We start from the raw sequence: 24,720 nt of genomic DNA on the forward strand, positions 1-24,720 counted from the left end.
CGAAAAACTCATCGGTATTCACTCAACCTCGGCCACAGCCCGAGCGCCACCGCGAGGGCCGCGGCGACGCTCAGCGCCGCCGCGCCGACCGTCGCTCCGGACAGGGCCTGACGTCCATTCAGGATGTCGCTGCGCAGCTGCTTGCGGCTTTCGTCGATGCCTTTGGAGAGAGCCTCGTCGAGCTTGTCGAAGGCCGGCGTCGAATCGTCCTCGCTGGTGCCAAGGGCCACTTGGGTGGCGGATTGGTAGTTACCGGTGGAGATGTAGGCGTTGATCCGGTCGTCGGCGGCGCGCCAGCGGCGGATCAGCTGATCGGCGCCCGTCAGGTCCTTCTTGCCGATCGCATCGGGCCGGCGCATGTACTCCGCCAGCTGCAGTTGCAGGGCGTCGATGCGGTGGTAGTACGACTGCTTGCGGACGCTCTCGTCGCCCCGCCGGATCAGCGACAGCGTCTCGTCGGCACGCGCCTGCTGTGCCGTGATGGCCATGCTGGTCACGGTTTGCAGCGATGCCGCCGTGTTGCGGGCATGCCGGGTGTCCGCCGTCGAGATGATGAGGGTGGCACCTATCCAGACGGTCATGATCAGCACCGCCATGCCCCCGGCGACGAACCCGATGTTGACGCGCCTGCGGGTGTGCCGGGCCAGCCAGCGGTTGGAGAAGAAGCCGAACATCAGCGTCGCCGCGACCACCAGGATCACCGGTGCGGGCACCTGTGACGAGCCGCTGGTCTCCGAATTCACGCGTGCCGACGTGTTCTCGTAGAGCCGCTGCGCGTCGGGCAGGATCTGGGTCTGCATCAGCCACGACGCCTCGGACAGGTACGACGAACCCACCGGGTTGCCCGCGCGGTTGTTGGTCCGGGCCGTCTCCACCAGGCCCGTGTAGACCGCCAGTTCGGCATTGATGTGCCCGAGCACTTTCACCATGGGCTCGTCGGTCAGACCGCTGGACGCGGCGGTGACCGCGACCGCGGCATCGGTGATCGCCTGCTCATAGCGTTGCCGGACATCCTGCGGCTCCGAGCCCGCGATGAACGCCGTCGCGGCCGCGGCGTCGGCGACAGACAGCGTGGTGTAGAGCTGGCCGGCCGCGAATGCCAGCGGCTCGGTGTGATCGAGCACCGTGGTCAGCGCCTGCTGGCGGGCGTGGATCGTGGTCGACGTGGCGAAGGCGCAGGCCAGCACCAGGCTGGCCAGCATCAATCCGATGAGCAGGATGCGGCCGGGCGTGGTCCACATGAACCACCATCGAGTGTGCGCGGGAGCTCCGGGTGACCGGGACACGACGGGCTCGGTCGAAGGGTGCGCCAACTCCACCGTCACGTGTGCGCCGACCTCAACTTTCCGGATCCGCTGACCCTGCCGAACTCGTTTAATAGAAGTCTAAGAGCTTGCGGCGCGTAGGGGGTGGATTCCCGGTCGGCCCGGTCTCAAATATTCGGAGATTCCAAGCGCTACGCCCCGACTCTGCCAACATCGAGAACTTGGCATCAATAGGGATGGTCCTATTGTGGGTTCCGTGCAGGGCGACGGTGACGGATGGGTGCTCGCGGCTGACGGCTCCCACTTCTGGGGTCGCCATGGCGCGGCCGGACTTCTGCTGCGGGCGCCGCAGCCGGGTGGCGGGGCGGCGGTGCTGCTGCAGTACCGCGCGCCGTGGAGTCATCAAGGCGGTACCTGGGCGCTGCCGGGCGGGGCGCGCGACAGCCACGAAACTGTCGAGGAAGCCGCGGTCCGGGAGGCCTACGAGGAAGCCGGCCTGCTGGCCGAGCAGCTGACGGTCCGGACCACGGTCGTCACCGCGACCGCGATCGGCGAGGTGTGGACGTACACCACGGTCATCGCCGACGCGCCTGAACAACTCGAGACCGTGCCCAACCGCGAGAGCGTCGAGCTGCGCTGGGTCTCCGAGGACGATGTCGACTCGCTGCCGTTGCATCCCGGGTTCGCCGCCAGCTGGGAACAGCTGCGCAGCGTGACGGCGGCTATCCCGCTCAGTTCGTAGGCAGCGCCTGCTTGAGAGCCCGGGCCGCCGCGGCCGGATCTTCGGCAGCGGTGATCGCCCGGACCACCACGATGCGGCGGGCGCCGGCGGCCACCACCTCGGGGACGCGTGCCAGGTCGATACCGCCGATTGCGAACCAGGGTTTAGCGGAACCCGACGCAGTGACGGCTCGAGACGCGGCCCGCACCAGATCCAGTCCGGGCGCCGTACGCCCCGGCTTGGTGGGCGTCGGCCAGCACGGGCCGACGCAGAAGTAGTCGACGTCCTCGGTCACCGAGACGGCCAGCTGCTGCTCGTCATGCGTCGAGCGGCCGAACAGCGGATCGGGCCCGACGATCTCACGGGCCAGCGACAGCGGCAGATCGTCCTGGCCCAGGTGCAGCACGTCAGCGTGCGCGCCGCGGGCGATGTCGGCCCGGTCGTTCACCGCGAACAGCGCGCCGTGCCGTTGTGCCGCCTCGGCCAGCACCTCCAGCGCCGCCAATTCCTGCTTGGCCTCCAGGGTACCGAACTGCGCTTCGCCTGCTGAGCCCTTGTCCCGCAGCTGGATGATGTCCACGCCGCCGGCCAGCGCCGCGTCCGCGAACTCGGCCAGGTCACCGCGTTCCCGGCGGGCGTCGGTGCACAGGTAGAGGGATGCGGACTGCAGACGCTGGGTGGCTTTAGGCACAGCGCGACGGTAGCGACTACCGTGGACGCCGCAACACGGGAGTCCCAGGACCGGGGGCTGAGAGTGGGGTCGTCCTACCCTTACCGTCACACCTGATCCGGATCATGCCGGCGAAGGGAGAGGATTTATCGTGCCGGCTGGCATGGCTGTAGTTGGCGGCGGCGTCATCGGTCTGTCCGTGGCGCGCCGCGCCGCGCTCGACGGATGGTCGGTGCGCGTGCACCGGACCGAGGCGCCCGGTGCCTCTTGGGTCGCCGGCGGCATGCTCGCACCGCACTCCGAGGGCTGGCCGGGAGAGCAGGACCAGTTGCAGCTGGGCCTGGACTCCCTGGCGCTGTGGCACGGCGGCTTCCTCGACGGACTGCCCGACGACGTGGTGACGGCCCGTGACTCGCTGGTGGTGGCGGTGGACCGCGCCGATGCGGCCGACGTCCGCACGGTCGCCGAGTGGCTGGCGGCGCAGGGCTATCCCGTGACCCTCACGACCGCCGCCCGCGATCTCGAACCGCTGCTGGCGCAGGGGATTCGACACGGCTTTCACGCGGAAACCGAACTGGCCGTGGACAACCGGCTGGTGGTCGAGGGGCTGATCGCGCACTGCGACCGCCTGGGCGTGCAGTGGGCCGGGCCGGTCGACTCGCTGGATCAGACGCGCGATGCCGACATCACCGTGCTGGCCAACGGAATCGACGCCCCGGCACTGTGGCCGGGCCTGCAGGTGCGTCCGGTGAAGGGCGAGATTCTCCGGCTGCGCTGGCGCAAGGGCTGTATGCCGGTGCCGCAGCGGGTGGTTCGGGCCCGGGTGCATGGGCGCCAGGTGTATCTGGTGCCGCGGGCCGACGGTGTGGTCGCCGGCGCGACCCAGTATGAGCACGGCCGCGACACCGCTCCCACGGTCACCGGCGTGCGCGACATTCTCGACGATGCCTGTGCCGTGATGCCGGCACTCGGCGAATACGAACTGGCCGAATGTGCTGCGGGACTGCGGCCGATGACACCGGACGGTCTGCCGATCGTGGGCTGGCTCGACGACCGCACGCTGGCGGCCACCGGTCACGGCCGGAACGGCTTTCTGCTGGCCCCGTGGACCGCACAACGGATTTCGGACCTGTTGACCGGCGATGCGAGAGAGAAGGTGGCACTGTGCTGATCACAGTCAACGATGAGAGCGTGGACATCCGTGAAGGCACCACGGTAGCCGAATTGATTGACACACTGGGCTTTCCGGACAAAGGCATCGCCGTCGCCGTGGACTGGTCGGTGCTGCCGCGGTCGGAGTGGGACGACGTCCTGACCGAGGGCGTCAAGATCGAGGTCGTGACGGCGGTGCAAGGTGGCTGAGGACATCCTGCGCATCGAGGACCGCGAGTTCGGCTCCCGGCTCATCATGGGTACCGGCGGCGCGGCGAATCTGGCGATCCTGGAGGAGGCGCTCGTCGCCTCGGGCACCGAGCTGACCACCGTCGCGATGCGGCGCATCGATGCCGAAACCGGCACCGGGGTACTGGATTTGCTCAATCGGCTCGGCATCGCGGCATTGCCCAACACCGCCGGCTGTCGCGGTGCCGCCGAAGCGGTGCTGACCGCGCAGCTGGCGCGCGAAGCCTTGCAGACCAACTGGGTGAAGCTCGAAGTGATCGCCGACGAGCGCACCCTGCTGCCGGATGCGATCGAATTGGTCCGCGCCGCAGAACAATTGGTGGATGACGGTTTCGTCGTCCTGCCCTACACCAACGATGACCCGGTGCTGGCCAGGCGGCTCGAGGACACCGGTTGCGCCGCGGTGATGCCGTTGGGCGCGCCGATCGGCACGGGGCTGGGCATCTCCAACCCGCACAACATCGAGATGATCGTCGCGGCCGCCGGGGTGCCGGTGGTGCTCGACGCCGGTATCGGCACGGCAAGCGATGCTGCCCTCGCGATGGAACTGGGTTGTGACGCAGTGCTTCTCGCGACCGCGGTGACGCGGGCCTCGGACCCGCCGATGATGGCCGCCGCGATGGCCGCCGCGGTCAGCGCCGGTCGGCTGGCGTCGCGGGCAGGCCGCGTCCCCAAGCGGTTCTGGGCGCAGGCCTCCAGCCCGGCGCTATGACCGCGCGGTACGTCGCCCTCGGTAGTTCGATGGCGGCCGGACCCGGCATCGCGCCGGGGGCGCCCGGCGCACCGAAGCGGTCCGGCAGGTCGGCGGTCAACTATCCGCGCCTCGTCGCCGCGCATCTCGGTTACGACCTTGTCGACGTGACCTTTTCGGGCGCCACCACCGCGCACGTGCTCTCCGAACGGCAGTTCGGCGAGCCGCCGCAGGTCGACGCCCTCGACGGAACGGAGTCGTTGGTCACCATCACCATCGGTGGTAACGACGCCGGCTACGTCCCGATGCTCGGGGCCGCCTGTTTGCCCCGCTTCCTGCGGTCGGTGCCGGTCGCCGGCGGGCTGCTGCGCGGACTACTCGACCCGACGGCGCGGGACCAGGCGCTCGATGTTGTGGCCGAGTCATTGAAAACCGTTGGGCGAGAAGTACGTCGGCGTGCGCCACAGGCCCGGGTGCTGTTCGTCGACTACCTGACGCTGCTGCCGCCGGCCGGGGTACCTGCGCCACCGATCGGTGCCACTGAAGCCGACCTCGGCCGGCACGTCGCCGCTCGGCTGGCCGAGCTGACGGCCGCGGCCGCCGCGGACACCGGCTGCGAACTGGTGCGGGCCGCGGACGCCAGTCGCGATCACCATGCGTGGTCCGCCGATCCCTGGACCACCGCGTTTCACCTGCCGCTGCCGGGCCGGGTGGCGCCGCTGCACCCCAATGCCGCGGGTATGCGCGCCGTCGCGCGGATGGTGATCGAACGCGTATCGTGCGCCTGATGGTGTTGCCACCAGGCAAGGGGGTTGTCGGGCGATGATCCAGCTGACCGGATTGACAAAGGTTTTCGGGCGCAAACGTGCCGTCGATGATCTGACCTGTTCCGTCGAGCCCGGCTTCGTCACCGGTTTTCTGGGCCCGAACGGCGCGGGCAAGTCCACCACGATGCGCATGATCGTCGGGCTGGACCGCCCGACCGCCGGCACCGTGACGGTGCTCGGCAAGACGTACCGGGAGCTGAAGCATCCGCTGCGCAGCGTCGGCGCGCTGCTCGATGCCCGGCAGGTGCATCCCAACCGCACGGCTCGGGCGCATCTTCGGTGGCTGGCCGCCAGCAACAAACTGCCGAAGGCGCGCGTCGATGAAGTGCTGAACATCGTCGGACTGACCGATGTCGCGGGGAAACAGGCCGGCACATTCTCGCTCGGTATGTCGCAGCGGTTGGGTATCGCGGTGGCATTGCTCGGCGATCCCGAGGTGTTGCTGTTCGACGAACCGGTGAACGGGCTGGACCCGGAGGGCATTCGGTGGATTCGGACGCTCATGCGGGACTTGGCATCTGAGGGCCGGACGGTCTTGGTCTCGAGTCACCTGCTGGCGGAGATGGCGAACACGGCAGACCGACTGCTGGTGATCGGACGGGGCCAGTTGATCAGCTCGAGCACCATGGCCGAGTTCCTGACGAGCTCCGGCAGCGACACCATCCGGGTGCGCAGCCCGCAGTTGGATCGCCTGCAGGAGTTGTTGACGGCGCACGATGCGTCGGCCCAGCTTTCCGACGGGGTGCTGCTGGTTCGGGGAATCTCGGCAGAGCAGGTGGGGGAGTTGGCTGCCGGCCACGGAATCGTGCTGCACGAACTGGCCGCCCAGCAGGCCTCCTTGGAGGAGGCGTACATGCGACTGACCGACGACGCTGTCGACTACCGGGCAGTGGGTGCGCCATGACCATCAATGCCGAACGGATCAAGCTGCAGACCACGCGTTCACCGATCTGGCTCATCCTGACGGTTGTGGTGGTGGGCCTGGGGTTCGCCGCGATTCAGGCGGCGGCGCTGGGGCCCTACGGGGTGCTCAAGCCCGAGCGGGCGGCGATCGGCGTCAGTGTTTTCGGCGTGCCGGTGCTGATGATCCTGTCCGCCATGTCGGTAACGGGGGAGTACCGGTCCGGCATGATCCGCACGACGTTCCTGGCCACCCCGCACCGGGCGTGGGCGCTGGCGGCGAAAGCGATCGTGATGGCGGCGCTCTCCGCCGTCGTCACCGCGATCATGGTGGCGGGCTCGATCGCGTTTGCGGCTTCGTTGGTGAACGCGCAGCAGGGCGCGGAGTTGTCCTTCGCCAGCAGTCAGGTATGGCGTGCCGTCGGTGCGATGTCGCTGTACTCCGTGTTGGGAGCGGTGCTGGCCGTCGGTTTGGGCGGGTTGTTACGGCACGCCGCGGCAGTGGTTGCGGTGGTGTTGTTGATGCCGTTCGTCGTGGAACCGGTGCTCGGCGCGCTGCCTCAGGTCGGCGCGCGAGTGGGACCGTGGCTGCCCTTCGGGAACGCCTATACCTTCACCAAGACCCCTTGGTTCCAGACGTTCTCGTTGTGGTGGGGACCGGTCGGCGCGGCCCTCTACTTCGCCGCGGTTGCGGCGGTGGTGTTCGCGCTGGCGCTCGTGGTGGTCACCCGGCGCGATCCGTAGCCTGCGGGATCCAGGGCCCCGGTTCTACGATCCTGAGAATGTCTCGTTTGCGACGCCTGTTGGAGAGATCGCTCGGGCGGCATACCTCCCGTGGGTCTGAATTGCGGGAGGCTCTCGCCAGCTTCGGCATCATCATCGTGCTGACCGTTGCGGTGATCTGGAGCATTCCGGGCGCGCCGATCAAGGACGCCATGGTGCCGCCGTTGCAGCCGGTTGCCCGGTTCACGGGCTTGGACCAGGGGTGGGGCATGTTCTCACCGAACCCGCCGCTGTCGGTGGCGGAAGTGGAAACCGCTGTGCTGTATGACAGTGGTGCGCGACGGGTATGGAAATTCGAAGGCGACCGGTCGCTGATAGGCCAGTTCAACTGGGATCGGTGGCGAAAGTTCAAGGAACAGTTGGTCAATGAGCCGGTGACCCGACCGGCGTATGCGATGTGGGTCGTGCGGAAACTGATGCGGCCCGGGGAGCGCCCGGTCGGTGTCACGATCTTCTCCGATACCCGCAAGCTTCGGCCTCCAGGCTCCAATGCGCCGGAGGAACACGAACAAAAGATCTTGTACGACTGGAAGTTTGGGCCCGCGTCATGATTGCTCCGGTGGCGAAGTTGCGTGAATCGGGCCTCAGCGCGTTGCAGAGCTGGCGGAGCTTCTGGTTCAGTACGGAGCCGGCTTACACGCTGGGGATCATCCGGATTGCCTTCGGCGCGTTGGCTTTCCTCTGGTCGATCGAGCTCGGATTCGACTTGTACGACAAGTTCAGCGTCAACGGCATCGTGCCGCAGCCGCCGACGTACCCCTACTTGTGGGGCGTGTTCTACGCCTGGCCGGGTGATACCGCGTTGCTCGTCGGCTGGATCGTGCTGATGCTGGCGTCGCTTGTCCTGATCGTCGGCTGGCGCACCAAGCTGGCAGCCTTCCTGGTGTTCGTGATGATCATGTCTTTCGAACGCCGCAATCCCTGGATATTCAACTCGGGTGACGGGTTGATCCGAATCCTGTCACTGTATTTGGCGCTCTCGCCGTGTGGTGCGGCGCTGTCGTTGGACCAGCGTCGGAACTCGGGGTCCTTCTGGTCCGCGCGGGACATCAAGGTCTGGCCGCTCCGTTTGATGCAGGTCCAGATATCGATCATCTACATCACCACGGTGATTGCGAAATTGCATGGCGATACGTGGCAGAACGGCTCCGCCGTGTCCTACACGTTGCGACTCGACGACATGCTGCTGCTGCCGAGTCCGGCGTGGATGGCCGCCAGCCCGCTGATCGGCAATGCGATGACGTGGGGCACCCTGCTGGTCGAGTTCTCGGTCGGGGTGTTCGTGTGGAACAAACGTTGGCGCACAAAGGTATTGATAGCCGGCGTAGTCCTGCATCTGATCATCCTGTTGACGATGGTCGTCGGATTCTTCTCACTGGCCGTCTTCGTGCTGTACCTGTCGTTCGTGCCGTGGGAACGGTGCAAGGCGGTAGCGGAGGACGTTCGTGGTGGGCTCGGTTCGCTGGTACGACGGGTCTGTCGTTGCAAGGTAACCGCGGCACCCCTTGTTGAGGTGGACGACAGTGACGCTGTTTCTGTTCCGCCGCGATAGCCGCACCCCAGCTATGGCTCGAATGGACTCGGTGCTGCCGGCTGTTCGTCCAACAGCCCGATGTTGACGGGTTCGCTGTTCTACCATCGCGATCATGTCGGACGCAGAATCGGAAGCATCGCCCGTCTCGCGCCGGCCTGTCGAGGTGGATGTTCAGCCGAGGTGGATCGCTCCGGCGTCGCTGGCAGTTGCGATGGTTGCACTCGGTGTCGCAGTCTGGGCGTTGGTATCGCCGCCGCACCAATCAGTTCCGTCGGCGCCGGCGCCCAGTGGGCAACAGATCGCTGACGCGAAGGCCCGCGCGTGTGGCGCCTTTGCGACCGTGCGTACGGCGGTGGCGCTGCAGACGCACACGGATCTCGGTTCTGAGCCGGTTGCGGTGCAGGCCGTCACGGCGGTCTCGCGTCTGGCAATGAGCAGCGGCGCGGAGTACTTGCAGGCGCATCTCGATGCGGCGACGCCCGCCGACCTGGCTGCCGCAATTCGCGAGTTCTCCATTGATCTGCAGGATATTTCGATGTACGGACAGGCGGGGGTCAGCGGCGCCGACCCGGCGCAGGCCGGTCGGTTGAAGGCTGGCGAAGCCGTCAGCATGAAAATCGCCGGCCTCTGCAAGTAAGCCCGACAGGCGCTGCAGCCGGCGGGCTGCCCCGCGGTAGCTGATCGGAAGTTGTCGCGAATCACCAAATGGTAATTCGATCGTCGAAATTGACTATTCATCGTCCGGTGGCCTACGTGCTCGGACTGTGCGCCGAAATCGCTGAAAATTATTTTGCATCGGTAGTTAATATCCGGCCCGCCGCAAATTCCATAAATTAACAATGGTGGAAGAATACTGGCCATTGAAGTGCGATTATCGGAATTTTCTGACGAATCTATTGGCAATGGGGCAAACGGTGGTAATTTCCATTTAGTCGAGCGCGGGGCCGACGAAACACTTTGAATCCGAAGGAGGATTCGATCGTGTCCAAGCATCGCAAACAAAAGTCCGGCAGGACCTTGAGGTCCGTCAACTATCTCGCTACCGGTGCCTTGGGCGTCGCGGCCGCGAGTGCCGGCATCGTCATGGCGATTCCGCCCGGGGCGCTCGATGCGCTTACTGCGTCGTCGCCGCCGGTGCGTGCCGTCCAATTGACTGATTTCAGCCTTCCGCTGGCTCCTCCGTCGGATCCGAACAACCCGTTGTGGTGGCTGACCGGTTTGTTCGGCGAAGGTGGGAACAACCCGCCGCAGATGTTGATGCCGCTGATGCAGCCGGCTCAGGATCCGCTGGATAGCCCGTGTGGTCTGATCTGCAACGGCGCGGCCGGCACGGCCCTGCATCCGAACGGGCAGGCCGGCGGCATTTTGTTCGGTGATGGCGGGGCGGGCTGGGACAGCACAGATGCCGGCGTAGACGGCGGGGACGGCGGTGCTGCCGGCCTGCTGTTCGGTAGCGGTGGTGGTGGCGGTAATGGCGCCGACGGCACCGCAACGATCGCCGGCAGCAACGGTGGGCGTGGCGGAAGCATGGGTCTGCTCGGGCTGTTCGGGACCGGTGGCAAAGGCGGCGCCGGCGGCGCCGGCGGCTTTGGCGACACCGGTGTGACCGGCGGCGCCGGCGGCGACGGTGCTGTGGGTACCGATGGCGCGACCGGCGGCGCGGGTAGTACGGGCTCGACCGGCCAAGCGGGTACCGCGGGTACCGCGGGTACGGCGGGTACCGCAGGTACGGCGGGTACGGCGGGTAGCGTCGGTTCCAGCGGCAGCAACGGCTTCTTGCTCGGTTTCAACGGCGGCACGGGCGGCACGGGCGGCGCGGGCAACGCGGGCGGTGCCGGTGGCACCGGCGGCACGGGTGGCACCGGCGGCACGGGTGGTACCGGTGGCACCGGTGGCGTCGGCGGATCAGGCACCCCGGGTGGTTCTGGCGGCGGCGGTGGCGCGGGCGGAACCGGCTTGCAAGGCACAGCTGCAGGCGCAGGTGGCGCGGGCGGCAACGCTGGGTTGCTCACGCTGTTCGGCGGCGGTGGACAGGGCGGCAACGGCGGTATCGGCGGCACCGGTGGCACGGGCGGTACCGGTGGATCCGGTGGCACGGGCGGCACCGGTGGCAATGCCGGCGACGGCGGCAAAGGTGGCGCTGGTGGTACTGGTGGAGCTGGTGGCACCGGTGGCACGGGTGGCACGGGTGGCACCGGTGGCACTGGTGGCACGGGCGGTACCGGCGGCGCTGGTGGCGACGCGATCGTGACTCCGTTCACGCCCTACAAGGGTGGAGACGGCGGCACGGGTGGCACGGGTGGCACCGGTGGCACCGGTGGCACGGGTGGCACCGGTGGAGTGGCCGGCGCCGGGGGCACTGGTGGTGTTGGTGGTAGCGGCGGCAACCCGGGCAACGCCGGTGCCGGTGGTGGTGGCGGCCAGGGCGGCTCGGGTGGAATCGGTGGCACGGGCGGTACCGGAGGTGCGGCCGGCGCGGGTGGCGGCGGCGGATTGCTGGGCGGCCTGGGTCTCGGTTCGGGTGGAACGGCCGGCAGCACTGGAGCGACAGGCGCAAAGGGCTCGACTGGTGCGAATGGCGCCACCGGGTCTACGGGTGCCACCGGAAAGACAGGAAGCACCGGTGCGTCGGGAAGTACCGGAGCTACCGGAACCAGCGGTACCCCGGGCAGTGCGGGACACACCGGCAGTACCGGCAGCAAGGGCAGTACCGGCAGCAAGGGGACCAACGGTTCCATCGGCATTGCGGGTCCGTTTGGTGCGGTGACCGGTGGCGGCGCAGGTGGCGCGGGCGGCGCAGGCGGCGGTGGCGGTGCCGGCGGCGCAGGTGGTGCCGGCGGCGGCGCATAGCTGTCAACCAACCACGGCGGTCGACCACCCCTGGCAGTGAAATACCTTGTCAGGGGTGGTCTTTCGTGGATTCCGGCTCTACCTGCTCTGGACGCTGGATGCAGAACACCCCGTCTAGTTGAGCGGTGATGGGTCCGGAGCCCAGGACTTGATTGAGTCGCTCGACGTCGAACATCGCGGGTCCTGTGGTGGCTGCGCCGACGAGCACGTACCGAGTACCGTCGCCCGTGCTGCGGACGGCATCGGCGACCGCACATGAGCCCGCCAGTGAGTGGGCATCATCGACGTTGACGCCGACTTGGACGACATGCGGCTCCGCGGCCAGTACTGCCTGCAGACGGCCGATGAGAGCCTCCGGCGAGAAGAACCGCCAGCCCTGACCGAGGTGCAGCCAATATCGGCTGCGCAGTCTGTCCTGGATGTACTGCAGTTGGGCGACGCCCGCGCTGCGAGGGCCGGTGATGAGTTCCAGGAACGGATACCTGCGCAGTAACGCCCGCCGATCCGCCTCCGGCAATCCGGTGTCGAGCGCGACGAAGCGGCCGACGCGCGCGACGTCGAGGCAGCAGTTCAAGAAGGAATCCACGGTCGCTTCCACTACGCTGCGGCGTGCCCCGGTTACCAGGCTGACGCTGATCTCAGCCTTCACGTCGTGACCAATAGTAGTGCGCACCAACGATTCTGGATAAGACGTTGCGGCCTCCAGCAGGGCCGGAGCTGCTTGGTCGCGGTTGGTGGCGATTCTGCGACGGTCGTCGTCGGGGATATCGGAGCGGTTCAGCAACTCGCGGCACAAGGTGAACGATTCTTCGTGCCGGCCGATCCACGATGCGCACACCGACTGCTCGTCGGTGGCGCGCCATTGGTAAACGGATGCGTCGACGAACAGGATGTCTTCCTCCGGAAGCGGTATCGCCGCTGCGCGTTGCGCAAACAGATGGCCGAGCTGGTACTCGCCTCGGGCGCGGTACTCGGCGGCGATGTCGTGCAGTGGCTCGGCGCGGGTAGGCCGGAACTCCCAGGCCCGTAAGTAGGCGTCCAGTACCGCCGGCCATGGTTCGCCGAGTCGGTGCATTGATCTGGCCACCTGGCAGAGGGCGTAGAAAGTCTCTTCGTCCCAACCGCCCATCTCGGCGCGCCGTTCCGACCAGATCCGGGCGTTGGCGAAATCGCCCAGGTTGAAATAGCTTTCGGCGAGGTAGAACGCTGAGCGTTCGTTGGTCGGGTCCCGCTGTACCTCCGCCAACAACAGGTCGCGGTCCCGTTCGTACTTTTTCGGATCGTTGTTGCGGGCGCCGAGTCGGCGCGATTCGATGAAGTAGTCGCCTTCGAGGCGCGCCTCGCGGAACGGCTCCGCACAGTCTGCGTATTCGTGCACCACGCCGACGTATCGCCACGGCATGCCGTCGCGAAATAGCTGTCGCCGCCAGTAGAGGAGTCCGTCGCTGATCCGCATGGCGTAGACATCGTTGGAGAGTCGCGTGAAGTCGGGCCGGCCCTGCAGGGTGTCGTCGGCGTCCATGACCCAGATGTAGTCACTGTGGCCTTGCGCCAGCTGCAGCGCTTCGGAACGATTCTCGCCGAAATTGCGCCACGTCCGTTCATGCACCTCGCCCGGTATTCCGAGATGCGCCATGTGATTTCGGATCGTCTCTTGGGTGCCATCGTCGGAGCCGGTGTCCACGATCACCCAGAAGTTGATGAAGGGCGCGACCGCATCCAGCACCTCGGTGACGATGTGTGCTTCGTTGCGCACGATCATGTTGAGACAGATCGTCGACCCCTGCGGAATCTCCACTGAATTCGTATACCCGATTCCGGCTGCTGTTTGCTGCGCTTCGACAGAAACGCTTCCGCGCGGTCCTTGCGGTTTCTCGCGTCGGCCTTCAGATTCGCCGTCTGGCCAGGCGCAGCCGAATCTGTGCGCGCTCACGCTACGGTGGTGCCCATGGTCCGCACGCCGCTCGCGCTCGCGCTGGTGCTGGCGGTCGGAATCTCGGGGTGCGCGCAGTCGTCACCCGCTGCTGATGGGTTCGCCGGGGATCTGTCCAGGGCCGTGACCGTCGACGCGACGACCGGTCACCTGGCCAAGCTGCAAGCCATCGCCGACGCCAACGGCGGCAACCGGGCGTTCGGCACTCCGGGCTACGACGCGAGCGTGGACTACGTGGCTAATGCACTGCGCGCCAAGGGATTCGAGGTCGCGACCCCGGATATGGAAGTCAAGGTGGCGTACAACAACACGCCGGAACTGACCGTCGCCGGCAAGCGGCTACCGGCGCGGGCGCTGGAGTACTCGGTCGGCACCCCAGGGCTCACCGCACCGCTGGTGCCTGTTCGTGGCGGGGCCGGATCAGGCTGCAACAGCGCCGATTACGACGGCCTGCCGATCAAGGGCGCGGTGGCGCTGGTGGACCGCGGCACATGTCCGTTCGCGGTGAAGGAAGCGACCGCGGCGGTCCACGGCGCGGTGGCGCTGGTGGTGGCCGACAACAAGGACGACGTCGACGATGCGGGGGTGCCCGTGCGCGGCGGCACCCTCGGCGCCAAGGCGACGGTGAAGATTCCGGCGGTGCTCATCCCGAAGGCAGACGGGGCCCGGCTGCGCTCCGCTCCCGGTCCGGTCACCCTCAAGCTCGATGCCGGAGTGCGGATTGAGCGCACCCGCAACGTGATTGCGCAGACCAAGACCGGTTCCGCGCACGACGTCGTGATGGTCGGCGCGCATCTGGACAGCGTCAAGGAAGGACCCGGCATCAACGACAACGGGTCCGGGGTGGCCGCGGTCCTGGAGACGGCGCTGCAGCTGGGCAGCGCGCCCGAGGTCGCGAACGCTGTGCGATTCGCGTTCTGGGGCGCCGAAGAGGAGGGGACGATCGGCTCTGACCGATACATCGAATCCCTCGACGTCGAAGCGCTCAAAGACATTGCGCTGTATCTGAATTTCGACATGCTCGCCTCCGAGAACGCCGGCTACTTCAGCTATGACGGTGACCTGTCCGGCGCGCCGCTGGCTGACGACCTGGTGCCACGCATCCCCGAGGGCTCCGCGGGTATCGATCGCACGCTGACGAGGTATCTGGCCGGCGCCGGGAAGCGGCCTCAGGACTACCCCTTCAACGGGCGGTCGGATTACGACGCCTTCACCACGGCCGGCATTCCGGCGGGTGGACTGGGCACCGGCGATGAGGAGAACATGAACGACGAGCAGGCCCGCCTGTGGGGCGGCATCGCTGGTAAACCTTTCGACCCCAACTATCACAAGAAGACGGACACTTTGGCGCACATCAACCGCACGGCAATGGACATCATGGGCCGGGGCGTGGCTTTCGGGGTCGGCCGGTACGCCCAGGATCTGGGTGGCCGCAACGGCGTTCCGGTTCGTGATGACCGGACCCGGCACGTGGTCTCCGCGTCATGAGGCGGGTATTGGCGGCAAGCCTGCTGGCGGCGGCGTTGACGGCATGTGCGTCGCCCGCGCAGGCACCCGTCCCGCCACCGCCCGCACCGGACCCCGATCTCGGCCACTCATTGGCGGCCAAGGTGGGTGCCGACGGCATCTACTCGCACCTGAAGAAGTTCGCCGCCATCGCCGCGGACAACAAGGGCACCCGTGCCGACGGCACGCCCGGCTACCAGGCCAGCGTCGACTACGTGGCAAATCTGTTGCGAGACAAAGGTTTCGATGTCGAGACCCCGGAGTATGTGCGCGTGCTGCGGGGTGCCCCCGGCAACCCTGTGCTCGATGTCGGCGGTAGTAGATGGTCGGTGGTGCAGGCGTCACTGCTGACGTCCACCGCGCCCGGTGGCCTGAGCGCGCCGACTCTGCACGCGGTCAAGCCGGCCGGATGCGCACCGGACGACTACGGCACCCTCAATCTGCGCGGAGCCATCGCGGTGGTCGACGACACCACTTGCTCAGTGGTCGACAAGCAGAACGCGGCGGTGGCCCGCGGGGCCGTCGCAGTGCTGGTGGTCAGTCCGCCCAACCCGAACGGCGCCCCGCGTGGGCTGTTCAGCCCCGGCTACTACGAGCATCTCAACACGCCGATGGGCATCATCGGCAAGGACGCCGATGCCGTCCTGCTGAAAACCAATGCCCCGGTCAAGCTCACCCTCGACGCCAAGAACACCGGTGTGAAGTCACGAAACGTCCTGGCCCAGACCAAGACCGGTGATCAGCACAGCGTCGTGCTGGCGGGTGCGCACCTCGACAGCGCGCCGACGAGCGCGGGCATCAACGATGCCGCGACCGGAGTGTCCGCACTGCTGGAGACGGCCGCAGCGCTCGGCGGTTCGCCCAAGATCGAGAACGCGGTGCGGTTCACCTTCTGGGGTTCGGGAGCCGTGGGCCAGGAAGGCGCCACCAAGTACGTGCGCGGGCTGGCCGCCGAACCGCTGAATGACATTGCGCTGTACCTGGATTTCGACATCCTCGGCTCGCCCAACGCGGGGTTCTTCACCTTCGATGGGGACCAGTCCGGGCAGTCCAACCCCGAGATTCCGCTCGACGCGGTGCCCGCCGGGTCGGCCGGCGTCGAGCGCACATTGGCCGGATACCTCTACCTCGCGGGCAAACGGCCCGCGGACATGACGATGGATCTGGGCAGCGGCTACGGCCCGTTCCTCACTGCCGGGGTTCCCGTCGGCGGCATCTCGACGGGGACGTCGCAACGCAAGACGCCGTTGCAGGCCAGATTGTGGGGCGGGCAGGCCGGCGTCGCCTTCGATCCCGCGCACGGGCCGACGGGCGACACCGTCGAACAGCTGAACCGGGCCGCACTCACCGTCACCGGGCCGGCGGTCGCGTTTGCGGTCGGCACCTACGCGCAGTCGCTGACCGGACCCAACGGCGTGCCGCCGCGCGACCAGCGACACCGGCAACCAGGCAAGTAGCGAAGGTTCACAGCGAGCTCATAACCAGAATCGCGCTTTCTGAGAGTCTGTTTGCCAGGTTGCCAGGTTAGTAATGGTGCCCATGAAAAGCACCCATCGTCGTTGGTCGGCGGCTGCCGGCACTCTCACCATCCTGGCCATGGGCGGGCTGACCGTCGCTTGCGGCTCGCAGAGCAACAACGCTCCGACCACTGTCACGGTCACCCCGTCGAGCACCACGACCACCACGACGACGACGGCCAAGGAGCACCACGGCGGCGGTGGTGGCGGCGGTGGGAATGGCGGCGGGCAGCAGCAGGCGCCCGCGCCGGCTCCCGAGACGGTGACCAACACCGAGACCGCCACCCAGACGCAGACCGAGACTTCGACGTCGGTCCAGACCTCGACGGAGACGTCGACCTCGGTGCAGACGTCGACGCAGACCGTCACGCAGGAGCCGCAGCGGCGCGGCTACAACGGTGGCCAGCAGCAACAACAGTGGCAGCAGCCGCAGCAGGGGCACTGACCGCCGCGCGGCGTTAACTCCATCACTGCTTGTATGCAACCTTGCATGCAAGTTGATACGGTCGTCAGATGGCCATCGAGCAGACGCCCGCCAGCGAGCGCGCCTACCAGGACACCAAGACCAAGATCCTGGTCGGCGCGGTCAAAGGTGGACAGCTGCTCAGCGAGGTCGAGGTGGCCGCGGAACTCGGCGTGAGCCGCACCCCGGTACACGAGGCCTTCCTGCGGCTGGCCGCCGAGGACCTGCTCGACCTGCTGCCGCGCCGGGGCGCGGTCGTAGTGCCGATCCCGCCGCGGGAAGCGACCGACCTGCTCGAGATGCGTCTGGCGCTGGAGGGCAGCGCCGTGCGCCGGCTCTGCCGCTCCGAGGCCAGCGCGCAGGCCGCGGCCGCCGAACTCGCCCGGCTGATCGACCAGCAGCGCGGGGCCGCCACCGACCTGGTGCGCTTCGCCGAGCTCGACGACGCCTTCCACCGGCACATCGTCGATGCCGCCGGCAACTGCATCGCGCAGCGGTTCTACGGCTCGCTGGGGGACCGGCAGCGCCGGATGATGGCCGACGCCGTGCAGGCCGACCGGACCCTGGTCGACCGGCTCATCGCCGAGCACGCCGAGCTGGCGCACGCCATCGGCGCCCGCGACGCGGCGGCCTTCGATGCCCGGCTGGTGGCGCACCTCGAGTCGACGTACGAGGTGGTGCTGCGATGAGGCCGCGCACGCAAGGAGCAAATGTGAAGCCGTGGCTCGCCGTCGCCGCCGGCGTCTTCTGCATCGGTTGGGGCGGAAACCAGTTCACCCCGATGCTGATCGAATACGTGCACCGCGCCGGATACTCCCGTGTCGACGTCGACGTCCTGCTGGGCGCCTACGTGCTGGGCCTGATCCCCGGACTGCTGATCGCCGCCGCGATGTCGAATCGCTACGGCCGTCGCCCGTTGATGATTGCTGGGCTGATCAGTTCGGCAGCGGGCAGCCTGATCCTCGCGACCGGCGAATTAGGTGGATTTCCAGCGCTTTTCGTCGGACGGTTGCTCTGTGGGCTGAGTGTCGGCGTCGCGATGGCCGTCGGCTCGACCTGGATCGCGGAGCTGTCCGCGCCGCCCTATGACACGGCCGCGGCCGGGGCCGGAGCGCGCCGGGCCTCGATCTGGCTGTCGTTGGGGCTGGCGATCGGGCCGTTGTGCTCGGGCCTGCTGGCTCAGTTCGCCCCGTTGCCGTTGACCCTGACCTACCTGGTGCAGGCCGCGCTGTGCGCTCCGGCGCTCTGGCTGGTGTTGACCCGGACCGTAGAGACGCGGGGCGCTCGCGTCAGCGGAGATCTGTTGTCCCAGTTGCGGGTTCCGGCCGCGACGCACCGCCGCTTCGTCCGCGTGGTGGCCCCGATGGCGCCATGGGTGTTCGGCTCGGCAGCCATCGCGTACGCCATCGTGCCGGCGTTGGTCGCCGATCGACTCGGTTCCTGGGCGCTGCTGTACACCGCGGGCCTGACGGTGCTGACCCTGGCCTGCGGCGTGCTGGTGCAGCCGATCGCCCGGCGCCTGGACGACCATTCCAGCGCCCGCGCAGTGGTGGTGTCCATGGTGCTGATGTCGGCGGGTGTGTTCGCCGCCGTCGCCACCGCCGTGACGCGCTCACCTGCCATCGCGGTGCTGGTGGCCATGCTGCTGGGCAGTGCCTACGGCATCGCCATCGTGTCCGGGCTGCTCGAGATTCAGCGCATCGCCCAACCCCACGAGCTGGCCGGGGTGTCCGGCGTGTACTACTCGCTGGCGTACGTCGGCTTCCTGCTGCCGGCGGTGCTAGCCGCGCTGGCCCACTACGTCAGCTACCCGGCGATGCTGACCGTGGTCGGCCTACTGGCGGCAGGATGCACGGTGATCTGTGCGGCCGGCTGGTCCAAGCACCTGCCGGCCCGCGCCTAGCGGTTACGGGCGACGTTCGCGGCCAGGTAGAGGACGTAGCCGAGCACGCCGACCGTCGCCACCTTGCGGGTCTGGGGCACGATCAGCCCGACGCCGAGTGCCGTCTCGATCGATCCATTGACCTTGAGGTGCTTGTCGGTGTCCTGCGGGAACGCCGTCGCGGTGATCGACTGGAACAGCTCCGGCTTGACGAAGTGCGCCAGCCCGGCCAGGACAAATCCGATCCCGGCCAGCAGGCCCTTCTTCCCCGGGGCACTTTCAGCGGCGTTGGTCACCTGTGGTCCTCTCTGATCACGAAATCTGGTAGTCGCTCAACGGAAATTCGGACGCTTCGCGGATCGCCGTCTCGGTGGACGACGGACGCAGCAGCGTGGGCTCACCCGCCGGGTTGAAGTAGTACGAGTGGGCGCTGGCGCAGTTGCCGAGGGTGAACAGCGAGTCGCCGAGCAGTTCGGTCATCCGGTCCAGGAACGCCGTGTTGGCTTCCTCGGTGACCTCGAACGTCGTCGCGCCGCGCGCCTTGACCTCGGTGAAAAGCCGGTCCATCAGGCGCATCTGGTACTCCATGGTGTTGAAGAAGTTCAACCCCAGGAAGGCGTACGGGCTGGCCAGGCTCAGGTAGTTCGGGAAGTAGGGCATCGACACACCCTGGTAGGCCTGGAAACGCGTTTCGCGCCACCACTTTCCGAGATCGCGGCCCTCGCGGCCGATCACCTCGATGGCGGGGAAGTTGGCCTCCCACAGGTCGAAACCGGTGGCGAGCACGAGCGTGTCGATCTCGACCTTGACGCCGTCGTTGCCGACGATCCCGTCGGCCTCGACCCGGTCGATGCCGGCATCCTGCAGGTGCACGTTGGGTCGGTTGAAGGCCTGGTAGTAGCCGTTGCTGAAAGTCGGCCGCTTGCAACCGAAGTCGTAGTCCGGGGTCAGCCGGCGCCGTAGGTCCTTGTCGCGGATGACGAAGAACCGGTGCATCTTCGACAGGTCGGAGGCCGAGACGTTGAAGCGGCCCCGGAACATGCCGTAGTGCCGGACCCCGACGGACACCATGACCTCATAGATGGAGTCGGTGAGCCAGCGAAGAACACGCTGCGTCAACGGGAATCGGGCGAACATCTTCTTGGCCCGGGCGCCGAAGCGTGGATCGATCTTGGGCACCACCCAGATCGGCGTGCGCTGGAACACCGTCAGGTCGGCGGCGGTCTTGGCGAGCTCGGGGATCAGCTGCACCGCGGTGGCGCCGGTGCCGATGACCGCGACGCGCTTGCCCGCAGGGTCGTAGTCGTCGTCCCAGTCGGTGGTGTGGATGACGCGGCCGGCGAACGTCTCGATGCCCGGAATCGCGGGGATGTTCGGCTGAGACAGGAAGCCGGTGGCCGTGATCAGATACCGGGCGCTGAGGGTTTCGCCGCCATCGACGTTGATGCGCCACAGCGAGGCGTCCTCGTCCCAGCGGGCCCCGTCGACCACGACGTTGAACCGGATGTGCCGGCGCACGTCGTATTTGGCGGCGACGTCGTCGGCGTATCGCTTGATCTCCGGGCCGGGGGTGAACAGGCGCGACCAGTTCGGGTTGGGCTCGAAGAAGTACGAGTAGGTGGTGGTGGGCACGTCGACCGCGAGGCCCGGGTAGTGGTTGACGTACCAGGTGCCGCCGAGGTCGTCCTCACGCTCGAGGATGGTGAAATTGTCGATCCCGAGGCGTTTGAGCTGGATGGCCGCACCGATACCGGCGAATCCCGCGCCGACGATGACCGCGTCGAACTGCTGCGTCGTCATATTCAGACGGTACCTCAGGTACCGCTTCGGGTAATGAGTCCAATGGCTCTAGTAACCGCCAGTGCGGGCACGTCCAGGGTCTTGGATCCCAGGTCATGGCGGGCGCCGGTGATCTCGACGAGTTCGGTGGGCGCGGGAATCAGGGCGGCGGCGGCCGTGAGCTCGGCGATGGTGCCGAACGGGTCGGCGGTGCCGTGCGTGAAGACCGTCGGGACCGCGATCTGGGGTAGGTGCTCGGTGCGGGCCCGCTCAGGCTTGCCGGGCGGGTGCAGGGGATAGGAGGACAGGGCGAGGACGGCCAGATCGGCACCGTCGGCCGCGACCATCGAGGTCATCCGGCCGCCGTAGGAATGGCCGCCCGCGATCACGGGGCCGGCGGTCAGCGTGTGGGCCAGCTCGATCGCCTCGACGATGCCCTGCTGGTCGGACGCCGCCGAGTTCGACGGCGGGCCTTTCGGCCGGCGACGGCGGTACGGCAGGTCGTAGCGGATGGCCAGCCAGCCGTGGCGCGCCCACTCATCGCACAGTCGGATGATCAGCGGGGCGTCGCGGTTACTGCCCGCACCGTGCGTGAGCAGCACCGTACCTTTGGGCGTGCCGTCGGGTTCGTGCCCGACGCCCGCGATGGCATCAAGATCCATGACTCAACCGGAAGAGCGCGTTCACCGGACCGTGGCCGTGGCCCAACGGGTAGGCCGCCCGCAGACATTCCGTCACCCAGCTTTTGCCGAACGCCACCGCATCGGGCACCGAAAAACCATGTGCCAGTGCACAAGCCGTGGACGCGGCGAGGGTGTCGCCGGCGCCGTGGTCATGGCCGGTGTCGATGCGCTCGGTGGTGAACTCGTAGAACTCGGTGCCGTCGTAAAGCAGGTCCGGGCTGTGGTCGCTGGACCGCAGATGACCGCCCTTGACCAGCGCCCACTTCGGGCCCAGGTCGTGCAGGGCCTTGGCCGCGTCGCGCTGAGTCGACGCGTCCACCACCTCGATGCCCGTGATCAGCCGGACCTCGTCGAGGTTCGGCGTGACCAGGGTGGCGATCGGAAACAGCTGGGTGCGAACAGAATCCAGTGCGCTCGGGTGCAGCAGCGGGTCGCCGTGCATCGATGCGCACACGGGGTCGACGACCAACGGGATGTCACCGTCGAGGCTCTGCCAGGTCTCGGCGACCACACCGATGATCTCGGCCGACGCCAGCATCCCGGTCTTGGCGGCCTGGATACCGATGTCTTCGACCACCGCGGTGATCTGCCCGCTGATGATGTCCAGCGGCAGCTCGTGAAAAGCCTTCACCCCCACCGAGTTCTGTACCGTCACTGCCGCGACGGCGACGCAGCCGTGCACGCCGAGCATCGCGAACGTACGCAGATCGGCCTGGATGCCGGCGCCACCGCCGGAATCCGAGCCAGCGATGGTCATCACCCGCAGTGGGGTCTCGCCGGCGTGGGTGAGCGGAAGCATGGAAGCCAACTTAGCGTGCTCCCCTCAGTCGCTGTCGCTGATGCAGTAGATGCTGTCGGAGCCGTCGATGCCGCCGCTGAGCGACACGTGGATGTCGCCAGAACTGCCGGCGCGGTGGACGGCGACGGTGACAACCGGGCTGTCGGTCTCGCCGTTCGACTTTATGGAATTGGCGTCGAACGACGTCACTTTTCCGAGGAGTTGCTCCGCGACCATCGACAAGTTGTTGCATTTCAGTCGGTACTTGGATTCGATGTCGTCGGGATTGACGGGCTTTCCGACGACCCGGGACAGGTACCGCTGCACGATGTACTCGGCGTCCTCGGGTGTCAGGTGATTTCCCGCGCCGGCCGCGTGCACGTACGGGCAGGCGTAACCCGACCGGATCTCGCTGCGCCGCACCGAGACGTTCGTGGTCTCGTCCTGCCAAATCACCGCGAATTGGCCATCGATGCCCGGCTGCGCGACCGCAGCAAGAATCGGAGCTCGGTCTGCGTACATGTGTCTGGCTCGGTCCGGGGCGACGGTCCAGCACTTCGCGACGACGTCGCCGGTGCTGAGGGACACGAGGTCGCCAACCCAACGGCGTAAGGCAACGGCCGCTGCCGGCTGGCCGGGTACTTCACCGACAACCACCGCCTGTTGCGCAGCCGTGCTGTGCGACGTGCTGGAGGTGGTTGTCGGTGACGTTCCGGGAGGGCTGCCCGGGGTGTTCGAGCAGGCTGCGACGACTGCCGTAAGCACAAGAGTCGCAGCCTGTTTGAACATCGGACGCGTCAGGCCATCGGGAGATACACGCGGTTGCCGTTGTCGGCGAACTCCTGTGATTTCTCGGCCATGCCCCGCTCGATGTCGTCAGGGGCGACGCCATCCGGGTACGCGTCGCGGATGTCCTGCGTGATGCGCATCGAGCAGAACTTGGGCCCGCACATCGAGCAGAAGTGCGCGGTCTTGGCGGGCTCGGCGGGCAGCGTCTCGTCGTGGTACTCGCGGGCGGTGTCCGGGTCGAGCGACAGCGCGAACTGGTCGTGCCAGCGGAACTCGAAGCGGGCCTGGGACAGCGCGTTGTCGCGGTCCTGCGCGCCGGGGTGGCCCTTGGCCAGGTCAGCGGCGTGCGCGGCGATCTTGTACGCGATCACCCCGTCCTTGACGTCCTTGCGGTTGGGCAGGCCCAGGTGCTCCTTCGGGGTGACGTAGCACAGCATCGCGGTGCCGGCCTGAGCGATGATCGCCGCGCCGATGGCCGAGGTGATGTGGTCGTACGCCGGCGCGATGTCCGTCGCCAGCGGCCCCAGCGTGTAGAACGGGGCCTCCTCGCACAGCTCTTCTTCCAGCCGCACGTTCTCGACGATCTTGTGCATCGGGACGTGGCCCGGGCCTTCGATCATCACCTGCACGCCATGGCTTTTCGCGATCTTGGTGAGCTCGCCGAGGGTGGTCAGCTCGGCGAACTGGGCCTCGTCGTTGGCGTCGGCGATCGAGCCGGGACGCAGGCCGTCACCGAGGGAGAAGGTGACGTCGTAGCGCTGCAGGATCTCGCAGAGCTCTTCGAAGTGCGTGTACAGGAACGACTCCTGGTGGTGCGCCAGGCACCACGCCGCCATGATCGAGCCGCCGCGCGACACGATGCCGGTGACGCGCTTGACCGTCAGCGGGATGTAGCGCAGCAGCACGCCGGCGTGCACCGTCATGTAGTCGACGCCCTGCTCGCACTGCTCGATGACGGTGTCGCGGTAGAGCTCCCAGGTCAGCAGCGTCGGATCCCCGTTGACCTTCTCCAGCGCCTGGTAGATCGGCACGGTCCCGACCGGGACGGGGGAGTTACGCAGGATCCACTCGCGGGTTTCATGGATGTTCTTGCCGGTGGACAGGTCCATGATGTTGTCGGCGCCCCAGCGGGTGGCCCACACCATCTTGTCGACCTCTTCGGAGATCGAGGACGTCACGGCGGAGTTGCCGATGTTGGCGTTGACCTTGACCTTGAACGCCTTGCCGATGACCATCGGTTCCAGCTCGGGGTGGTTGTGGTTGGCCGGGATCACCGCGCGACCGCGGGCCACCTCGTCGCGCACCAACTCGGCGGGCATGCCTTCGCGGACCGCGATGAAGGCCATCTCCGCGGTGATCTCGCCGTTGCGGGCGCGCTGCAGCTGGGTGCCGCGGTCCTTGACGACGCCGGGGCGGGCGGGCAGGCCCTTCTCCAGGTCGATGGTGGCGGTCTCGTCGGTGTACGGACCCGAGGTGTCGTACAGGTCGAGGTGCTCGCCGTTGGTCAGGTTGACCCGCCGGAACGGGACCTTTCCACCGTCGGGAAGCTCCCGGTAAACCTTGGTGCTGCCCTGGATCGGGCCGCAAGAAAGGTCGTTGAATACAGCAATTGCAGTCATCTGCTTACTCCCTACGCCGGCATTACCCGGTCAGGTTCATACGGTCGACGGCGCCATACAGCCGTCCTCTCAGCGCACCAAGGTGTGCGCTCCCGCGCGGACGTTGTTCACCGTAGCCGATCGCCGCAG

The 24,720-nt window shown here is 67.3% G+C and carries 25 protein-coding genes and 2 riboswitches; of the genes, 16 read left to right on the top strand and 9 right to left on the bottom strand.

The features are described from left to right. Positions 1 to 8 precede the first annotated feature (8 nt). Complete coding sequence (gene glnX, locus ACNO8X_RS07175; protein ID WP_418004742.1) at positions 9 to 1,325, bottom strand: protein kinase G-activating protein GlnX; 1,317 nt, start codon at positions 1,323 to 1,325, stop codon at positions 9 to 11. 196 nt (positions 1,326 to 1,521) lie between these two features. On the opposite strand from glnX, the gene ACNO8X_RS07180 reads away from it, so the two are divergent. Beyond that, on the top strand, positions 1,522 to 2,007 hold the full coding sequence (locus ACNO8X_RS07180) for an NUDIX hydrolase (protein ID WP_418005808.1): 486 nt from the start codon (positions 1,522 to 1,524) through the stop codon (positions 2,005 to 2,007). On the opposite strand, the gene thiE is transcribed toward ACNO8X_RS07180, so the two are convergent. Beyond that, complete coding sequence (gene thiE / locus ACNO8X_RS07185; RefSeq protein ID WP_418004743.1) at positions 1,997 to 2,677, bottom strand: thiamine phosphate synthase; 681 nt, start codon at positions 2,675 to 2,677, stop codon at positions 1,997 to 1,999. The genes ACNO8X_RS07180 and thiE overlap by 11 nt on opposite strands. A 25-nt stretch (positions 2,678 to 2,702) precedes the next feature. Further along, a riboswitch (TPP riboswitch) is annotated at positions 2,703 to 2,813 on the top strand. 6 nt (positions 2,814 to 2,819) lie between these two features. On the opposite strand from thiE, the gene thiO reads away from it, so the two are divergent. The 10 genes from thiO (at position 2,820) to ACNO8X_RS07235 (ending at position 11,642) form a co-directional block, all read left to right on the top strand. Continuing rightward, a complete protein-coding gene (gene thiO / locus ACNO8X_RS07190) occupies positions 2,820 to 3,827 on the top strand; it encodes a glycine oxidase ThiO (protein ID WP_418004744.1) in 1,008 nt (335 codons plus the stop codon). Then, positions 3,821 to 4,018 (top strand): sulfur carrier protein ThiS, encoded by a 198-nt coding sequence (gene thiS / locus ACNO8X_RS07195; RefSeq protein ID WP_071289580.1) that lies wholly within the window; start codon positions 3,821 to 3,823, stop codon positions 4,016 to 4,018. Before thiO ends, thiS begins: the two co-directional genes overlap by 7 nt. Further along, positions 4,011 to 4,769 (top strand): thiazole synthase, encoded by a 759-nt coding sequence (locus ACNO8X_RS07200; RefSeq protein WP_418004745.1) that lies wholly within the window; start codon positions 4,011 to 4,013, stop codon positions 4,767 to 4,769. The genes thiS and ACNO8X_RS07200 overlap by 8 nt, the downstream gene beginning before the upstream one ends. Further along, a complete protein-coding gene (locus ACNO8X_RS07205) occupies positions 4,766 to 5,536 on the top strand; it encodes an SGNH/GDSL hydrolase family protein (RefSeq protein WP_418004746.1) in 771 nt (256 codons plus the stop codon). Before ACNO8X_RS07200 ends, ACNO8X_RS07205 begins: the two co-directional genes overlap by 4 nt. Positions 5,537 to 5,570: 34 nt before the next feature. Then, positions 5,571 to 6,479 carry an ATP-binding cassette domain-containing protein gene (locus ACNO8X_RS07210; protein ID WP_418004747.1) on the top strand — a complete coding sequence of 303 codons (909 nt, stop codon included), beginning with the start codon at positions 5,571 to 5,573 and terminating at the stop codon, positions 6,477 to 6,479. Then, positions 6,476 to 7,219: an ABC transporter permease gene (locus ACNO8X_RS07215; protein ID WP_418004748.1), complete on the top strand. Its 744-nt coding sequence runs from the start codon at positions 6,476 to 6,478 to the stop codon at positions 7,217 to 7,219. The genes ACNO8X_RS07210 and ACNO8X_RS07215 overlap by 4 nt, the downstream gene beginning before the upstream one ends. Before the next feature lie 137 nt (positions 7,220 to 7,356). After that, the gene (locus tag ACNO8X_RS07220; RefSeq protein ID WP_418004749.1) at positions 7,357 to 7,809 is read left to right on the top strand and encodes a hypothetical protein; all 453 of its coding nucleotides are present in this window, start codon (positions 7,357 to 7,359) and stop codon (positions 7,807 to 7,809) included. Between the two features lie 8 nt (positions 7,810 to 7,817). Then, on the top strand, positions 7,818 to 8,810 hold the full coding sequence (locus ACNO8X_RS07225) for an HTTM domain-containing protein (protein WP_418004750.1): 993 nt from the start codon (positions 7,818 to 7,820) through the stop codon (positions 8,808 to 8,810). Positions 8,811 to 8,904: 94 nt separating this feature from the next. Continuing rightward, positions 8,905 to 9,429, top strand: a complete 525-nt coding sequence (locus ACNO8X_RS07230) for a hypothetical protein (protein WP_418004751.1) — start codon at positions 8,905 to 8,907, stop codon at positions 9,427 to 9,429. Between the two features lie 620 nt (positions 9,430 to 10,049). Further along, positions 10,050 to 11,642 (top strand): PGRS repeat-containing protein, encoded by a 1,593-nt coding sequence (locus ACNO8X_RS07235; RefSeq protein WP_418005809.1) that lies wholly within the window; start codon positions 10,050 to 10,052, stop codon positions 11,640 to 11,642. A 49-nt stretch (positions 11,643 to 11,691) separates the two neighbouring features. On the opposite strand, the gene ACNO8X_RS07240 is transcribed toward ACNO8X_RS07235, so the two are convergent. After that, a complete protein-coding gene (locus ACNO8X_RS07240) occupies positions 11,692 to 13,440 on the bottom strand; it encodes a glycosyltransferase (protein ID WP_418004752.1) in 1,749 nt (582 codons plus the stop codon). A 150-nt stretch (positions 13,441 to 13,590) separates the two neighbouring features. On the opposite strand from ACNO8X_RS07240, the gene ACNO8X_RS07245 reads away from it, so the two are divergent. The 5 genes from ACNO8X_RS07245 to ACNO8X_RS07265 all read left to right on the top strand — a co-directional run bounded on the left by ACNO8X_RS07245 (position 13,591) and on the right by ACNO8X_RS07265 (position 18,964). Further along, complete coding sequence (locus ACNO8X_RS07245; RefSeq protein WP_418004753.1) at positions 13,591 to 15,063, top strand: M28 family peptidase; 1,473 nt, start codon at positions 13,591 to 13,593, stop codon at positions 15,061 to 15,063. Beyond that, positions 15,060 to 16,538 (top strand): M28 family peptidase, encoded by a 1,479-nt coding sequence (locus tag ACNO8X_RS07250; protein ID WP_418004754.1) that lies wholly within the window; start codon positions 15,060 to 15,062, stop codon positions 16,536 to 16,538. Before ACNO8X_RS07245 ends, ACNO8X_RS07250 begins: the two co-directional genes overlap by 4 nt. A gap of 82 nt (positions 16,539 to 16,620) precedes the next feature. Then, positions 16,621 to 17,043 (top strand): hypothetical protein, encoded by a 423-nt coding sequence (locus tag ACNO8X_RS07255; protein WP_418004755.1) that lies wholly within the window; start codon positions 16,621 to 16,623, stop codon positions 17,041 to 17,043. Between the two features lie 68 nt (positions 17,044 to 17,111). Next, a complete protein-coding gene (locus ACNO8X_RS07260; RefSeq protein WP_418004756.1) occupies positions 17,112 to 17,750 on the top strand; it encodes a GntR family transcriptional regulator in 639 nt (212 codons plus the stop codon). Between the two features lie 23 nt (positions 17,751 to 17,773). After that, complete coding sequence (locus ACNO8X_RS07265) at positions 17,774 to 18,964, top strand: MFS transporter (RefSeq protein WP_418004757.1); 1,191 nt, start codon at positions 17,774 to 17,776, stop codon at positions 18,962 to 18,964. Here ACNO8X_RS07265 and ACNO8X_RS07270 read toward each other — a convergent pair. From ACNO8X_RS07270 to thiC, 6 genes are all read right to left on the bottom strand, one after another. Continuing rightward, the gene (locus tag ACNO8X_RS07270) at positions 18,961 to 19,239 is read right to left on the bottom strand and encodes a hypothetical protein (RefSeq protein WP_083420435.1); all 279 of its coding nucleotides are present in this window, start codon (positions 19,237 to 19,239) and stop codon (positions 18,961 to 18,963) included. The genes ACNO8X_RS07265 and ACNO8X_RS07270 overlap by 4 nt on opposite strands. A 16-nt stretch (positions 19,240 to 19,255) precedes the next feature. Continuing rightward, entirely contained in the window at positions 19,256 to 20,743 is a 1,488-nt protein-coding gene (locus ACNO8X_RS07275) for a flavin-containing monooxygenase (protein ID WP_418004758.1), read from the bottom strand. 14 nt (positions 20,744 to 20,757) lie between these two features. Continuing rightward, on the bottom strand, positions 20,758 to 21,384 hold the full coding sequence (locus ACNO8X_RS07280; RefSeq protein WP_418004759.1) for an alpha/beta family hydrolase: 627 nt from the start codon (positions 21,382 to 21,384) through the stop codon (positions 20,758 to 20,760). Continuing rightward, positions 21,374 to 22,204, bottom strand: coding sequence for a bifunctional hydroxymethylpyrimidine kinase/phosphomethylpyrimidine kinase (thiD, locus tag ACNO8X_RS07285; RefSeq protein WP_418004760.1), 831 nt, complete (start codon positions 22,202 to 22,204; stop codon positions 21,374 to 21,376). The genes ACNO8X_RS07280 and thiD overlap by 11 nt, the downstream gene beginning before the upstream one ends. Positions 22,205 to 22,228: 24 nt before the next feature. Beyond that, positions 22,229 to 22,771 carry a hypothetical protein gene (locus ACNO8X_RS07290; RefSeq protein WP_418004761.1) on the bottom strand — a complete coding sequence of 181 codons (543 nt, stop codon included), beginning with the start codon at positions 22,769 to 22,771 and terminating at the stop codon, positions 22,229 to 22,231. Positions 22,772 to 22,980: 209 nt separating this feature from the next. Then, entirely contained in the window at positions 22,981 to 24,591 is a 1,611-nt protein-coding gene (gene thiC, locus ACNO8X_RS07295; RefSeq protein ID WP_418004762.1) for a phosphomethylpyrimidine synthase ThiC, read from the bottom strand. Further along, positions 24,582 to 24,697: riboswitch (TPP riboswitch) on the bottom strand. (Overlaps the previous gene by 10 nt.) Positions 24,698 to 24,720 lie beyond the last annotated feature (23 nt).

Origin of the sequence: Mycobacterium sp. PDNC021 (assembly GCF_048282635.1) — a bacterium.
Lineage (GTDB): Bacteria > Actinomycetota > Actinomycetes > Mycobacteriales > Mycobacteriaceae > Mycobacterium > Mycobacterium llatzerense.